Source organism: Burkholderia sp. BCC1208 (assembly GCF_902833095.1).
Lineage (GTDB): Bacteria > Pseudomonadota > Gammaproteobacteria > Burkholderiales > Burkholderiaceae > Burkholderia.
On sequence record NZ_CADFDY010000006.1, the window covers coordinates 210,121 to 223,801 of the forward strand.

Sequence of the window (13,681 nt, forward strand, 5' to 3'; positions counted from 1 at the left end):
GGCGCGCACCGTTTCGTGTGCGCTGCAGCATGTCATCGGGCCCGCATTGCGTGCCCCGCCGCGACGTCAAACTGAGATAATCGGGCATCCGATTTTTTCAGAACGAATCTGCCGCCAGCATGGCCCGAACCCAAGCCGAACCGCCAGCCAGCCAGCCCGACGCGCGCGCCGCGTGGCTGCGCGACCAACTCGAGCGGGCGAACTACGCCTATTACGTGCTCGACCAGCCGGATCTGCCCGACGCGGAATACGACCGGCTGTTCCGTGAGCTGCAGCAACTCGAAACCGACCATCCCGAACTCGTGACGCCCGATTCGCCGACGCAGCGCGTCGGTGGCGAAGCGGCCGGCGGCTTCACGCCAGTCGTCCACGATGCGCCGATGCTGTCGCTGAACAACGGCTTCGCCGACGAGGACGTCGTCGCGTTCGACAAGCGCGTCGCCGACGCGCTCGCCAAGACGACCGATCTCGCCGGCTCGGTGACGGAGCCCGTCGAATACGCGTGCGAACTGAAGTTCGACGGCCTCGCGATTTCGCTGCGCTACGAGCACGGCGTGTTCGTGCAGGCATCGACGCGCGGCGACGGGACGACGGGCGAGGACGTGACCGAGAACGTGCGCACGATCCGCTCGATTCCGCTCAAGCTGAAGGGCAAGCACGTGCCGGCCTTGCTCGACGTGCGCGGCGAGGTGCTGATGTTCAAGCGCGATTTCGCACGCCTGAACGAGCGCCAGCGCGCGGCCGAGCAGCGCGAATTCGCGAACCCGCGCAACGCGGCGGCCGGCAGCCTGCGCCAGCTCGACTCGAAGATCACCGCGCAGCGTCCGCTGTCGTTCTTCTCGTACGGAATCGGCGTGCTCGACGGCATGCCGATGCCCGACACGCACAGCGCGCTGCTCGACTGGTACGAGGCGTTCGGCCTGCCGGTGAACCGCGAGCGCGCGGTCGTGCACGGCGCCGAAGGCTTGCTCGATTTCTTCCGCAAGGTCGGCGAGAAGCGCGATTCGCTGCCGTACGACATCGACGGCGTCGTCTACAAGGTCAACCGGCGCGACGAGCAGGAGCGGCTCGGCTTCGTGTCGCGTGCGCCGCGCTTCGCGCTCGCGCACAAGTTTCCCGCGCAGGAAGCGCTGACGAAGCTCGTCGCGATCGACGTGCAGGTCGGCCGTACCGGCGCGATCACGCCGGTCGCGCGTCTCGAGCCGGTGTTCGTCGGCGGTGCGACCGTGACCAATGCGACGCTGCACAACGAGGACGAAGTGCGCCGCAAGGACATCCGGATCGGCGACACCGTGATCGTGCGCCGCGCGGGCGACGTGATTCCGGAAGTCGTCGGCGCGCTGCTCGACCGGCGCCCGGCGGATGCGGCCGAATTCGTGATGCCGACCGAATGTCCGGTGTGCGGCTCGAAGATCGAGCGCCTGCCGGACGAGGCGATCGCGCGCTGCACGGGCGGGCTGTTCTGCCCGGCGCAGCGCAAGCAGGCGCTGTGGCATTTCGCGCAGCGCCGCGCGCTCGACATCGACGGCCTCGGCGAGAAGATCATCGACCAGCTCGTCGAACTGAAACTGGTACGTACGCCGGCCGACCTGTTCAATCTCGGCTTCGCGACGCTGGCCGAACTCGACCGGTTCGCCGAGAAGTCCGCGCAGAATCTGCTCGATTCGCTCGAGAAGGCGAAGCATACGACGCTCGCGCGCTTCATCTACGGGCTCGGCATCCGTCATGTCGGCGAATCGACCGCGAAGGATCTCGCGAAGCATTTCGGCTCGCTGACGCCGATCATGGACGCGTCGATCGAGGAACTGCTCGAAGTCAACGACGTCGGGCCGATCGTCGCCGAATCGCTCCATCAGTTCTTCGCGGAGGAGCACAACCGGACCGTGATCGAGCAGTTGCGCGCGCCGGGCAAGGTCACGTGGCCGGAAGGGCCGCCCGCGCCGAAGGCGCCGCAGGGTGTGCTCGCGGGCAAGACCGTCGTGCTGACGGGCACGCTGCCGAATCTCACGCGCGATGCGGCGAAGGAGATGCTCGAAGCGGCGGGCGCCAAGGTGGCGGGTTCGGTATCGAAGAAGACGGATTACGTGGTCGCGGGCGCCGAAGCCGGCAGCAAGCTCGCGAAGGCCGAGGAACTCGGCATCCCCGTGCTGGACGAAGACGGTCTGCACCAACTCCTGGAGGGCAATACGCCATGATTCGCGAGATCCTGAAGATGGGCGATCCGCGCCTGCTCGAAGTCGCCCAACCGGTCGAGCGGTTCGATACCGCCGAGCTGCACGAGATCGTCGCGGACATGTTCGAGACGATGCACCACGCGAACGGCGCCGGGCTGGCCGCGCCGCAGATCGGCATCGGGCTGCAGATCATCATCTTCGGCTTCGGCAACAACAACCGCTACCCGGATGCGCCGCCGGTGCCCGAGACCGTGCTGATCAACCCGAAGATCGAGTACATGCCGCCGGAGATGGAAGAGGGCTGGGAAGGCTGCCTGTCGGTGCCGGGCATGCGTGGCGTCGTCAGCCGCTACGCGAAAGTGCGCTACAGCGGCTTCGACCAGTTCGGCGAGAAGATCGATCGTGTCGCCGAGGGGTTCCACGCGCGGGTGGTCCAGCACGAATACGATCACCTGATCGGCAAGCTGTATCCGATGCGGATTACCGACTTCACGCGCTTCGGCTTCACCGAGGTGTTGTTCCCGGGCCTCGATCCGGCCGACGACGACTGATCGGCCGCGCTCCCGTGGAAAAGAAAAAACCCGCGCAAGCGGGTTTTTTCATGGCGGGTGCACGTGACGTGCCCGAGGTCAGAACGTCTCGTCGGCGGACAGGTAGCGCCATTGGCCCTGCGGCAGCGCGCCGAGCATCACGCGGCCCATCCGCACACGCTTCAGGCCGATCACGTCGAGGCCGACCAGTTCACACATGCGGCGGATCTGGCGCTTCTTGCCTTCGCGCAGCACGAACCGCAACTGCTCGCCGTTCTGCCAGCTCACCAGCGCGGGCTTCAGCGCGACGCCGTCGAGCTCGAGGCCGTGGCGCAGCTTCGCGAGCGATTCCGCCGGGAAGTGCTGATCGATGTCGAGCAGTCGTTCGCCGAAGCGCACGCGCACCAGGTACTCCTTGTCGATGTCCGACTGCTCGCCGATCAGCTGCTTCGCGATCACGCCGTTCTGCGTCAGCACGAGCAGGCCGGTGGAGTCGATGTCGAGACGGCCGGCCGGTGCGAGCGCATGCAGGTGCTGCGGCGAGAAGCGCACCGGCGAATGATCGCCGCTCCAGCGGTTCGCGCGCGTGATCAGCACGGCCGCCGGCTCGTAGCCGTCTTCCGCCTGGCCCGACACGTAACCGACCGGCTTGTGCAGCAGGATCGTCACTTGCGCGGCCTGCGCGGCGCTCGCGCGCTCGTCGATCTCGATCTTCTGGTCGGCGCGCACCTTGGTGCCGAGCGTGTCGATGCGTTCGCCGTCGACGAGCACCCAGCCTTTTTCGATCCATTCGTCGGCTTCGCGGCGCGAGCACATGCCGAGTTCGGACATCCGTTTCGACAGGCGCATCAGGCCCGTTTCGTCGCCGTAGTCGACGTCGGCCGCCGCGCGCTTGACGGGTTGCGCGGTCTTCACCGCGCCGAACGAACGGCGCTCGCCGTCGCGCGCGGGCTGGGCCGGGCGGTCGCCGAAGCTGCGCTTCGCGCCTTCGCCGGTTGCCTTGTCGCGGTAGGACGGGCGCTTGCTGTCGTCACCGCCTGTCGCACGGCGCGGACGCGCATCGTCGTCGTTGCGGCGCGGCGGGCGATCGGACGGCGTGCTGCGGTCGCCGAAGCTGCGCTTCGCGCCTTCGCCGGCTGTCTTGTCACGATAGGACGGACGCTTGCTGTCGTCACCACCTGCCGCAGGGCGCGGACGCGCATCGTCATCGCTGCGGCGCGGCGGGCGATCGGACGGCGTGCGGCGGTCGCCGAAGCTGCGCTTCGCACCTTCGCCGGTTGCCTTGTCGCGGTAGGACGGACGCTTGCTGTCATCACCACCTGCCGCACGGCGCGGACGCGCATCGTCATCGCTGCGGCGCGGCGGGCGATCCGACGGCGTACGACGGTCGCCGAAGGTGCGCTTCGCATCTTCGCCGGCTGCCTTGTCACGATAGGGCGGACGCTTGCTGTCATCACCACCTGCCGCACGGCGCGGACGCTTGCTGTCATCACCACCTGCCGCACGGCGCGGACGCGCATTGTCATCGCTGCGGCGCGGCGGGCGATCCGACGGCGTGCGGCGATCGCCGAAGCTGCGCTTCGCATCTTCGCCGGTTGCCTTGTCACGATAGGACGGACGCTTGCTGTCGTCACCACCTGCCGCACGACGCGGACGCGCATCGTCGTCGCTGCGTCGTGGCGGGCGATCCGACGGCGTACGACGATCGCCGAAGCTGCGCTTCGCGCCTTCGCCGGCTGTGTTGTCGCGGTAGGACGGACGCTTGCTGTCGTCACCACCTGCCGCACGACGCGGACGCGTATCGTCGTCGCTGCGGCGCGGCGGGCGATCGGACGACGTGCGACGGTCGCCGAAACTGCGCTTCGCACCTTCGCCGGCTGCGTTGTCGCGATACGGGGCTCGCGGGCCGCGTTCGGCACCGCCGTCACGCGGCGCACGCTTGGCCGGTGCGCGATCCGCACCCGGGCGCTCGGCGCCTGCGGCACCGCGCGGCTTGAACGGGCGGTCGCCGGCGGCTGCCGAAGACGCCTTCTTCGGGCGGGCCGGCTTGTCCCCGGCGGGCGGCGCGGCGGGGCGCACCGCCTTGCGGGCGACGAGGCTGCCGGAGCGGACGGGGGCGCGAGTCGGCGACGCCGGCTTCGGATTCTTGACGGTTAATTTGGTGCGCATAAACGCTGGGGATTCATTCAGACTGCGATCGCACGCAGCAATTCGGTTTCGAGCTGGATCTGCAGGCGGTTGTCGGACAGGCCGGCGCCCGCGAGCAGGAAGATGTCTTCGACGCGCTCGCCGAGCGTATTGATCCGCGCCGCATGGACGCCGATCCGATGTTCGGCGAGTACGCGCGCGATCGAATAGAGAAGGCCCGGCCGGTCGTTGGCGGACACGGACAGGATGTAGTACTGACCGCGCTCGTCGGCCCGCAGGTCGACGCGCGGCGTGATCGGAAACGTCCGGGACAGCCTCGACAGGCGGCCCTTCGACGGCTCCGGCAGCGGTGCGGTTTCGGCGAGCCGCGTCGCGAGTTGCTGTTCGACGAGATTCGCGATGTCGCGGTAGCGCACGTCGCGTTCGGTCTGCGTGACGATGAAGTTGTCGAGCGCATAGCCGTGCCGCGTCGTGCTGACGCGCGCATCGAGCACCGACAGCCCGTTGCGGTCGAAATACGCGCAGATGCCCGCGAACAGGTCGGGGCGGTCCTTCACGTACACGAGTACCTGCAGCGCGTCGCCGATCGGCGACGGCCGCGCGCGGACGATCGCGGTTTCGGCGTTCACGTGCCGGTACAGCACGCGCGTCTGCCACGCGATGTCGGCCGCGTCGTGACGCAGGAAGAAGCCGACGTCGAGCTGATCCCACAACGCGCGGTGCGCATCGTCGGGCACGGTTTCCAGGCGCAGCAGCGCGAGCGCCTGCTCCTGCCGCGACTTCAGCTCCGAATGCGCGTCGGGGTTCGCGCCGCCGAGCACCGCGAGCGTGATGCGGTAGAGATCCTCGAGCAGCTTGCCCTTCCACGTGTTCCACACCTTCGGGCTCGTGCCGCGGATATCGGCGACGGTCAGCAGGTAGAGCGCGGTGAGATACCGTTCGTTGCCGACGACCTCGGCGAAGCGCTTGATGACTTCGGGGTCGCTCGTGTCCTGTTTCTGCGCGACCTGGCTCATCGTCAGGTGATGCTGGACGAGCCACACGATCAGCGCCGCGTCGTCGCCGGCGATGCCGTGCTCGCGGCAGAAGCGCCGCGCGTCGGCCATTCCGAGCGTCGAGTGATCGCCGCCGCGGCCCTTCGCGATGTCGTGGAACAGCGCCGCGACATACAGCACCCACGGGCGCTCGAAGTTGCCGATCAGCTGGCTGCAGAACGGGTATTCGTGCGCATGCTCGGCCACCGCGAAGCGGCGGATGTTGCGCAGCACCATCAGGATGTGCTGGTCGACCGTATATACGTGATACAGGTCGTGCTGCATCTGCCCGACGATGCGGCGGAAATTCAGCAGATAGCGGCCGAGCACGCTCGTCTGGTTCATCAGCCGGAACGCGTGCGTGATCCCTTCGGGTTGCTGCAGGATCCGCATGAACGTGTCGCGGTTCTGCGGATCGCGGCGCCACGCGTTGTTCATGATTTCGCGCGAATTGTACAGCGCGCGCAGCGTGCGGGCGGACAGGCCCTTCACGCCGCGCGTCGTTTCGTACAGCAGGAACGCTTCGAGGATCGCGTCGGGATGGCGTTCGAACACGCCGTCGTCGACGATCTCGAGCATCCCCTGTTTCTCGACGAAGCGATCGGCCGACAGCACGCGCGTGATGCCGCTCGTCGCGGGGAAGAGCTGCGCCTCGATGTTCTGGATCAGGATCGTCGCGAGCTGCGTGACGGCTTTCGCTGCCCAGTAGTAGCGGCGCATCAGCTGCTCGCTCGCGCGCTTGGCCTGCGTGGGCTGGTAGCCGAAGCTTTCGGCGGCCTGCGTCTGCAGGTCGAACACGAGCATGTCCTGACGGCGTCCGGCGATCACGTGCAGCCGCGCGCGCAGCGTCTTCAGGAAGCCTTCGTTGCGGCGCAGCTCGCGCGCTTCGCGATCGGTGATGAGGCCGCGCGTGTCGAGTTCGCGCCAGCTGCTGCCGAAGCCGGCCGCGCGCGCGATCCACAGGATCGTCTGCAGGTCGCGCAGCCCGCCGGGGCTCTCCTTCACGTTCGGTTCGAGGCTGTACGGCGTGTCCTGGAACTTCGCGTGGCGCTGGCGCATCTCGAGCACCTTCGCGGTGAAGAACGCGCGTGCGTCGAGCGCTTCGTGGTAGCGCACGGTGAAGCGCTCGAACAGCGCGGTGCTGCCGACGATGCGGCGCGCTTCCAGCAGCGAGGTCTGCACCGTGACGTCCTGCGACGCCTCCTCGATGCACTGTGCGACCGTCCGCACGCTGCTGCCGATCTCGAGGCCGAGATCCCACGCCATTCCGATGAAGCGCTCGATGCGCGCGTCGAGCGCCGGGTCGTGCGCATCGGGCAGCAGCACGAGGATGTCGACGTCGGAATAGGGCGCGAGCTCGCCGCGCCCGTAGCCGCCGACGGCGACGAGTGCGAGCGTCGCGGGCAGCCCGCATTCGTCCCACACGCGCTTCAGTGCGTCGTCGGTGAGTTTCGACAGCGCGTGCATCAGCGGCGCGACGTTCGCCGCGCGGCGAAAGCGCTCGAGCATCTCCGTCTTGGCGGCCTTGAATTCGGCGCGCCGCGACAGCGCTTCGGGCGAGGGGGCAGCGTGAGCGCTCATGGGCGGCCGTTCAGGTGCGGAAGTGGGCGGGCGGGCGCGACGGCGCTCAGACGGCGGCGGCCGGTTGCGCGAACACGGGGCGCGCCGGCGTGCCGGCCGACACGGTCAGCACTTCGTAGCCGGTTTCGGTGACGAGCACCGTGTGCTCCCACTGGGCGGACAGGCTGCGGTCGCGCGTCTTGACCGTCCACTGGTCGGGCATCGTGCGGATGTCGCGCTTGCCGGCGTTGATCATCGGCTCGATCGTGAAGATCATCCCGGCCTTCAGCTCGATGCCGGTGCCCGGGCGGCCATAGTGGACGACCTGCGGATCCTCGTGGAACACCGTGCCGATGCCGTGGCCGCAGTATTCGCGCACGACGCTGTAGCCTTGCGCTTCCGCGTGCTTCTGGATCGCGTAGCCGATGTCGCCGAGGTGCGCGCCGGGCTTGACCTGGTCGATGCCGAGCCACATGCATTCGTAGGTCGTCTGCACGAGGCGCTTCGCGAGGATCGACCCCTCGCCGACGATGAACATCCGGCTGGTGTCGCCGAAATAGCCGTTCTTGATCACGGTGATGTCGATGTTCAGCGCATCGCCGTTCTTGATCACCTTCTCGCCGGGAATGCCGTGGCAGATCACGTCGTTGACCGAAATGCAGGTGGCCTTCGGGTACGGCGGATAGCCGGGCGGCTGGTAGTTCAGCGGCGCGGGGATCGTGCCCTGCTCGTTGAGCATGAACTCGTGGCAGAGCCGGTCGAGTTCGGCGGTCGTGACGCCCGCGACGACGTGCGGCGTGATGAAGTCGAGCACTTCGCTCGCGAGACGGCAGGCAACGCGCATCTCCGCGATATCGTGTTCGTTTTTGAGCGTAATAGCCATCGAGGTATGCCTGGAATGCGGTGAATTGACGGATTATCGCACCTTATGGCGGGCCTCGCAGCCCCTGCCGGCCGCGCGGCTGCGGGTTTTCGCCGATTGTCCGGCCCGCTGCCGCGCGGCAAGCGAAAGTGCCGCGCGACTTGAGAGCGGACAAATCCGCGTGCTATACTCTTTGGCTAAGTCGATATCCAAATGCCGAATTGTCCCCATGTTGGGGCGGCATCGCGGTGAAAGGCTTACGGCACGGGCATCTTGCACGTGTCGAATCGCAAGCCGGCGCACCCAGGGTGCCGGCCGCGCGGCATGCTCGCCCTTCGGGCGGGTTCGCGCGGCGGTACGGCAGCCGGCTTAAGACCCAACCCTCGTGGAGAATTTACATGGCAGTTACGATGCGCCAAATGCTGGAAGCGGGTGTCCACTTCGGTCACCAGACGCGCTTCTGGAACCCGAAGATGGCTCCGTTCATTTTCGGTCACCGCAACAAGATTCACATCATCAACCTCGAAAAGACGCTGCCGATGTTCACGGACGCACAGAAGTACGTGCGCCAGCTGGCAGCGAACCGCGGCACGATCCTGTTCGTCGGCACGAAGCGCCAGTCGCGTGACACGATCGCCCAGGAAGCGCAACGTGCGGGCATGCCGTACGTCAACGCACGCTGGCTCGGCGGCATGATGACCAACTTCAAGACGCTGAAGGTATCGATCAAGCGCCTGAAGGACATGGAAGCGGCTGTCGAATCGGGCGAAACCGAGAAGATGAGCAAGAAGGAAGCGCTGCTGTTCGAACGTGAAATCGCCAAGCTGCAGAAGTCGATCGGCGGCGTGAAGGACATGGGCGGCATTCCGGACGCGATCTTCGTCATCGACGTCGGCTACCACAAGATCGCCGTCACGGAAGCGAACAAGCTGGGCGTGCCGGTCATCGCCGTGGTCGACACGAACCACTCGCCGGAAGGTGTGGACTACGTGATCCCGGGCAACGACGACTCGAGCAAGGCAGTCGCGCTGTACGCTGAAGGCGTGGCCGACGCGATCCTCGAAGGCCGTGCGAACGCGGTCAACGAAGTGGTCCAGGCGGCGCGCGGCGACGACGAGTACGTCGAGGAAAACGCGTAACTGGCCCCGAGCCGGCGCAAAAAGGGGGCTCTCAACAGGCCCCCTTTTTTTAAGCTTGTGCGCCGGACCTGATCGCGCCGAATCGGCGCGGGTCCGGAAACGAATCTCGGCCGTTCGCGTCCAAGCGGGCGGCGTTGTGAACACAGACTCAAGGAGCGAATGATGGCGGCAATTACCGCAAGCATGGTGGCAGAACTGCGCGCAAAGACCGACGCACCGATGATGGAGTGCAAGAAGGCGCTGACGGAAGCCGACGGCGATCTGGCCAAGGCTGAAGAACTGCTGCGCGTCAAGCTCGGCAACAAGGCGAGCAAGGCCGCATCGCGCGTGACGGCGGAAGGCGTCGTCGCATCGTTCGTCGGCGGCAACGCCGGCGCGCTGGTCGAGCTGAACTGCGAAACCGACTTCGTCGCGAAGAACGACGACTTCCTCGCCTTCTCGAAGACGGTCGCGGAACTCGTCGCGACGCAGAACCCGGCCGACGTGGGCGCGCTGTCGGCGCTGCCGCTCGAAGGCTCGACCGTCGACGCAGTGCGTCTCGCGCTGATCGGCAAGATCGGCGAGAACGTGTCGATCCGCCGTTTCGTCCGTTTCGAAACCGCGAACAAGATCGCCACGTACCTGCACGGCGCGCGTATCGGCGTGATCGTCGAGTACACGGGCGCGGAAGAGCAGGTCGGCAAGGACGTCGCGATGCACATCGCCGCGATGAAGCCGGTCGCGCTGTCGTCGGCCGACGTGCCGGCGGAACTGATCGAGACGGAGCGCCGCGTGGCCGAGCAGAAGGCTGCCGAATCGGGCAAGCCGGCCGAAATCGTCGCGAAGATGGTCGACGGCAGCGTCCAGAAGTACCTGAAGGAAGTGTCGCTGCTGAACCAGCCGTTCGTGAAGAACGACAAGCAGACGATCGAGCAGATGCTGAAGGCAGCGAATGCCGCAGTGCAGAAGTTCGCGCTGTTCGTCGTCGGCGAAGGCATCGAGAAGCGCCAGGACGACTTCGCCGCCGAAGTGGCCGCGCAAGTCGCAGCAGCAAAGCAGCAGTAAGCAGTCAGGCAGTATCCGCGGCGGGCGTCCGCTCCGCCGTGGCCGGCGGCGTCGCCGGCCGGCCGGGAACCCCGGTCCGGTCGGCGGCGCTTGCCCGAATCAGTATTTCGCCCCTACAGTTCGTGGTTGTCATCCTCTCGTCGCTCGGAAGCCCCTATGTCCAATGCCTATAAACGCGTCCTCCTCAAACTCTCCGGCGAAGCGCTGATGGGCGACGATGCCTTCGGCATCAATCGCGCGACGATCGAACGGATGGTGGCCGATATCGCGGAAGTCGTGCGTCTCGGGACGCAGCTCGCGGTCGTGATCGGTGGCGGTAATATTTTCCGCGGCGTCGCGGGCGGCGCGGCCGGGATGGACCGCGCGACGGCCGACTACATGGGGATGCTGGCGACGATGATGAACGCGCTGGCGCTGCAGGACGCGATGCGCCACGCCGGCATCGAGGCGCGCGTGCAGTCCGCGCTGCGCATGGATCAGGTCGTCGAGCCGTACATCCGGCCCCGCGCGATCCGTCAGCTCGAGGAAGGCCGCGTCGTGATCTTCGCGGCCGGCACCGGCAACCCGTTCTTCACGACGGACACCGCCGCCGCGCTGCGCGGCTCGGAAGTGGGCGCCGAGGTCGTGCTGAAGGCGACCAAGGTCGATGGCGTATATTCTGCCGATCCGAAGAAGGATCCGTCGGCCACGCGCTACGCGACGATCAGCTTCGACGAGGCGATCAGCCGCAACCTGCAGGTGATGGACGCGACGGCGTTTGCGCTGTGCCGCGACCAGAAGCTGCCGATTCGCGTGTTTTCGATCAACAAGCCGGGCGCGCTCAAGCGCATCGTGCTGGGCGAGGACGAAGGTACGCTCGTCCACGTGTAAACTCCCGCGGATGCGGGCGACCGGCGCGGGTTGCCGGCCGCGGCGCGCGACATGCGTCGGGCGGGGCTCGCGTTCTTTGAAGGTTTGATGGTTTGAAGGTTCGGAGGTTGAAATGAGTGTCGCTGATGTCAAGAAGGGCGTCGAGCAAAAGATGCAGCGCTCGATCGAAGCGTTCAAGAACGATCTGGCCAAGATCCGTACGGGCCGTGCACACACCGGTCTGCTCGATCACGTGCAGGTCGACTACTACGGCTCGATGGTGCCGATCTCGCAGGTCGCGAACCTGACGCTCGTCGACGCGCGCACGATCGGCGTGCAGCCGTGGGAAAAGAACATGGTCGCGAAGGTCGAGAAGGCCATCCGCGAAGCCGATCTGGGCCTGAATCCGGCGACGTCCGGCGACCTGATCCGCGTGCCGATGCCCGCGCTGACGGAAGAGCGCCGCCGCGAGCTGACCAAGGTCGTGAAGAGCGAAGGCGAAACGGCCAAGGTCGCCGTCCGCAACCTGCGCCGCGACGCGAACGAAGCGCTGAAGAAGCTCGTGAAGGACAAGGAAATCTCGGAAGACGACGAGCGCCGTGCGAGCGACGACGTGCAGAAGCTGACCGACAAGCACGTTGCCGAAATCGACAAGCTCGTGCAGACCAAGGAAGCCGAGATCATGACGGTCTGACGACCGTCCTCGCGCGCCGCCTTCTTCCCGCATTACTGTCTCAACGGCCATGACCTATACCAGCTCTACCGTTCGCGTGCCTGACGTCGGTGTCGTGCCGCGTCACATCGCGATCATCATGGACGGCAACGGCCGTTGGGCGACCGAACGCCGCTTGCCGCGCGTCGCGGGGCATACCCGCGGCGTCGATGCCGTACGGGCGGTGGTCGAAGGCTGCGCGCGCGCCGGCGTCGAATACCTGACGCTGTTCGCGTTCAGTTCGGAAAACTGGCGCCGGCCGAACGACGAAGTGTCGTTCCTGATGCGCTTGTTCATCACCGCGCTCGAGCGCGAAGTGGGCAAGCTGCATGCGAACGGGATCCGCCTGCGTGTCGTCGGCGATCTCGACCGTTTCGAGCCGCGCATCCGCGAACTGATCCGCCGCGCCGAAACCAAGACGGCGCGCAATACCCGTCTGACGCTCACCATCGCAGCCAACTACGGCGGCCGGTGGGACATCCTGCAGGCGACGAAGAAGCTCGTCGAGCAGGCCGTGCGCGAAGGTCGCGAGGTCGAAGTGACCGAGGACGCGTTCGCGCCGCACCTGGCAATGGCCTACGCGCCGGAGCCCGATCTCTTCATCCGCACCGGCGGCGAGCAGCGCGTCAGCAACTTCCTGCTGTGGCAGCTCGCGTACGCCGAATTCTATTTCACCGACAAGTACTGGCCGGATTTCGACGGCGCGGCACTGGCCGACGCGATGGCGTCGTATACCGAGCGCGAGCGCCGTTTCGGGCGCACGAGTGCGCAGCTCGAACCGCAATCGCAGAACGCCGACTCCCTTTCATGCTGAAAACCCGTGTGATCACGGCGATCGTGATGCTGGCAGTGCTGCTGCCGGTGACGCTGTTCGCGCCGCTCGATGGGTTCGGCGCGCTGATCGGCGTCGTGCTCGTGTTCGCCGCGTGGGAGTGGGCGCGCCTGCTGAAGCTCGGCGGCGCGGGCCCGATCGTCTATGCGGTCGTCGCGGCGCTCGCGCTCGCGGTCACCGCGCCGCTCGGCGTCGATGCCGCATCGTCCCGGCCCCTTTTCATGGCGGCCGGCGTGTTCTGGCTGCTGGTCGGCCCGTTCGCGCTGCGGCGCAAGCCCGCGCTCGCGGGCGGCGTCTGGCGGCCGTTCCTGCTGGTCGCGGGCCTCGTCGTGTTCGCCGCCTGCTGGCACGCGCTCGTCGCAGCCCGCGCGCAGGGCGTACCGTTCGTGCTGTCGCTGCTTCTGGTCGTCTGGTTGGCCGATATCGGCGCATACTTCGCCGGCAAGGCCTTCGGAAAGCGTAAACTGGCCATCACCATCAGCCCCGGCAAGAGCTGGGAAGGTGCGATCGGCGGCTGGTTCGCGGTGATGGTCGTCGCCGGTATCGCGATGGCCACGCATGCATTCGAACCGACCCTGTTTTCTGCATTTGCCGCTCGTTACGGGATGCCCGGCGCGTGGGCCGCGCTGACGCTGCTGGTCGCGTACAGCGTGATCGGCGACCTGTTCGAGTCGCTGCTGAAGCGGCAGGCGGGTGTGAAGGATTCGAGCGGACTGCTGCCGGGCCACGGCGGCGTGCTCGATCGTGTCGACGCGCTGCTGCCGGTGCTGCCGCTCGCGATGCTGCTGCTTGGTTAA

At 66.8% G+C, this 13,681-nt stretch carries 11 protein-coding genes; 8 read left to right on the plus strand and 3 right to left on the minus strand.

Annotation, left to right across the window (positions count from 1 at the left end; all coding sequences use genetic code 11):
* Nucleotides 1-119 precede the first annotated feature (119 nt).
* Both ligA and def read left to right on the plus strand, forming a co-directional pair.
* The gene (gene ligA, locus HWX09_RS16005) at nt 120-2,195 is read left to right on the plus strand and encodes an NAD-dependent DNA ligase LigA (protein WP_027784776.1); all 2,076 of its coding nucleotides are present in this window, start codon (nt 120-122) and stop codon (nt 2,193-2,195) included.
* A complete protein-coding gene (def, locus tag HWX09_RS16010; RefSeq protein WP_027784775.1) occupies nt 2,192-2,725 on the plus strand; it encodes a peptide deformylase in 534 nt (177 codons plus the stop codon). Before ligA ends, def begins: the two co-directional genes overlap by 4 nt.
* A 78-nt stretch (nt 2,726-2,803) precedes the next feature.
* Here def and HWX09_RS16015 read toward each other — a convergent pair whose 3' ends face one another.
* From HWX09_RS16015 to map, 3 genes are read right to left on the minus strand one after another with little or no spacing between them, the layout of a single operon-like run.
* Nucleotides 2,804-4,873, minus strand: a complete 2,070-nt coding sequence (locus HWX09_RS16015) for a pseudouridine synthase (protein ID WP_080681346.1) — start codon at nt 4,871-4,873, stop codon at nt 2,804-2,806.
* 17 nt (nt 4,874-4,890) lie between these two features.
* Nucleotides 4,891-7,467 carry a [protein-PII] uridylyltransferase gene (locus tag HWX09_RS16020; protein WP_027784773.1) on the minus strand — a complete coding sequence of 859 codons (2,577 nt, stop codon included), beginning with the start codon at nt 7,465-7,467 and terminating at the stop codon, nt 4,891-4,893.
* A 46-nt stretch (nt 7,468-7,513) separates the two neighbouring features.
* The gene (gene map, locus HWX09_RS16025; protein ID WP_012328760.1) at nt 7,514-8,329 is read right to left on the minus strand and encodes a type I methionyl aminopeptidase; all 816 of its coding nucleotides are present in this window, start codon (nt 8,327-8,329) and stop codon (nt 7,514-7,516) included.
* A gap of 377 nt (nt 8,330-8,706) precedes the next feature.
* Here map and rpsB point away from each other — a divergent pair, with 377 nt between their 5' ends.
* From rpsB to HWX09_RS16055, 6 genes are all read left to right on the plus strand, one after another.
* Nucleotides 8,707-9,447, plus strand: a complete 741-nt coding sequence (gene rpsB, locus HWX09_RS16030; protein WP_006758564.1) for a 30S ribosomal protein S2 — start codon at nt 8,707-8,709, stop codon at nt 9,445-9,447.
* A gap of 162 nt (nt 9,448-9,609) precedes the next feature.
* Entirely contained in the window at nt 9,610-10,491 is an 882-nt protein-coding gene (tsf, locus tag HWX09_RS16035; protein ID WP_027784772.1) for a translation elongation factor Ts, read from the plus strand.
* Nucleotides 10,492-10,647: 156 nt separating this feature from the next.
* Entirely contained in the window at nt 10,648-11,361 is a 714-nt protein-coding gene (pyrH, locus tag HWX09_RS16040; protein ID WP_027784771.1) for a UMP kinase, read from the plus strand.
* Between the two features lie 112 nt (nt 11,362-11,473).
* A complete protein-coding gene (gene frr, locus HWX09_RS16045; RefSeq protein ID WP_027784770.1) occupies nt 11,474-12,034 on the plus strand; it encodes a ribosome recycling factor in 561 nt (186 codons plus the stop codon).
* A gap of 49 nt (nt 12,035-12,083) precedes the next feature.
* Entirely contained in the window at nt 12,084-12,866 is a 783-nt protein-coding gene (uppS, locus tag HWX09_RS16050) for a polyprenyl diphosphate synthase (protein WP_006478494.1), read from the plus strand.
* A complete protein-coding gene (locus HWX09_RS16055) occupies nt 12,860-13,681 on the plus strand; it encodes a phosphatidate cytidylyltransferase (protein WP_027784769.1) in 822 nt (273 codons plus the stop codon). The genes uppS and HWX09_RS16055 overlap by 7 nt, the downstream gene beginning before the upstream one ends.

What these genes read in the sequence shown, in the direction of transcription:
- HWX09_RS16015 (WP_080681346.1), bottom strand. Translation starts at nt 4,873, where the DNA reads ATGCGCACCAAATTAACCGTCAAGAATCCGAAGCCGGCGTCGCCGACT.
- HWX09_RS16020 (WP_027784773.1), bottom strand. Translation starts at nt 7,467, where the DNA reads ATGAGCGCTCACGCTGCCCCCTCGCCCGAAGCGCTGTCGCGGCGCGCC.
- ligA (WP_027784776.1), top strand. Translation starts at nt 120, where the DNA reads ATGGCCCGAACCCAAGCCGAACCGCCAGCCAGCCAGCCCGACGCGCGC.
- def (WP_027784775.1), top strand. Translation starts at nt 2,192, where the DNA reads ATGATTCGCGAGATCCTGAAGATGGGCGATCCGCGCCTGCTCGAAGTC.
- uppS (WP_006478494.1), top strand. Translation starts at nt 12,084, where the DNA reads ATGACCTATACCAGCTCTACCGTTCGCGTGCCTGACGTCGGTGTCGTG.
- tsf (WP_027784772.1), top strand. Translation starts at nt 9,610, where the DNA reads ATGGCGGCAATTACCGCAAGCATGGTGGCAGAACTGCGCGCAAAGACC.
- map (WP_012328760.1), bottom strand. Translation starts at nt 8,329, where the DNA reads ATGGCTATTACGCTCAAAAACGAACACGATATCGCGGAGATGCGCGTT.
- pyrH (WP_027784771.1), top strand. Translation starts at nt 10,648, where the DNA reads ATGTCCAATGCCTATAAACGCGTCCTCCTCAAACTCTCCGGCGAAGCG.
- frr (WP_027784770.1), top strand. Translation starts at nt 11,474, where the DNA reads ATGAGTGTCGCTGATGTCAAGAAGGGCGTCGAGCAAAAGATGCAGCGC.
- rpsB (WP_006758564.1), top strand. Translation starts at nt 8,707, where the DNA reads ATGGCAGTTACGATGCGCCAAATGCTGGAAGCGGGTGTCCACTTCGGT.
- HWX09_RS16055 (WP_027784769.1), top strand. Translation starts at nt 12,860, where the DNA reads ATGCTGAAAACCCGTGTGATCACGGCGATCGTGATGCTGGCAGTGCTG.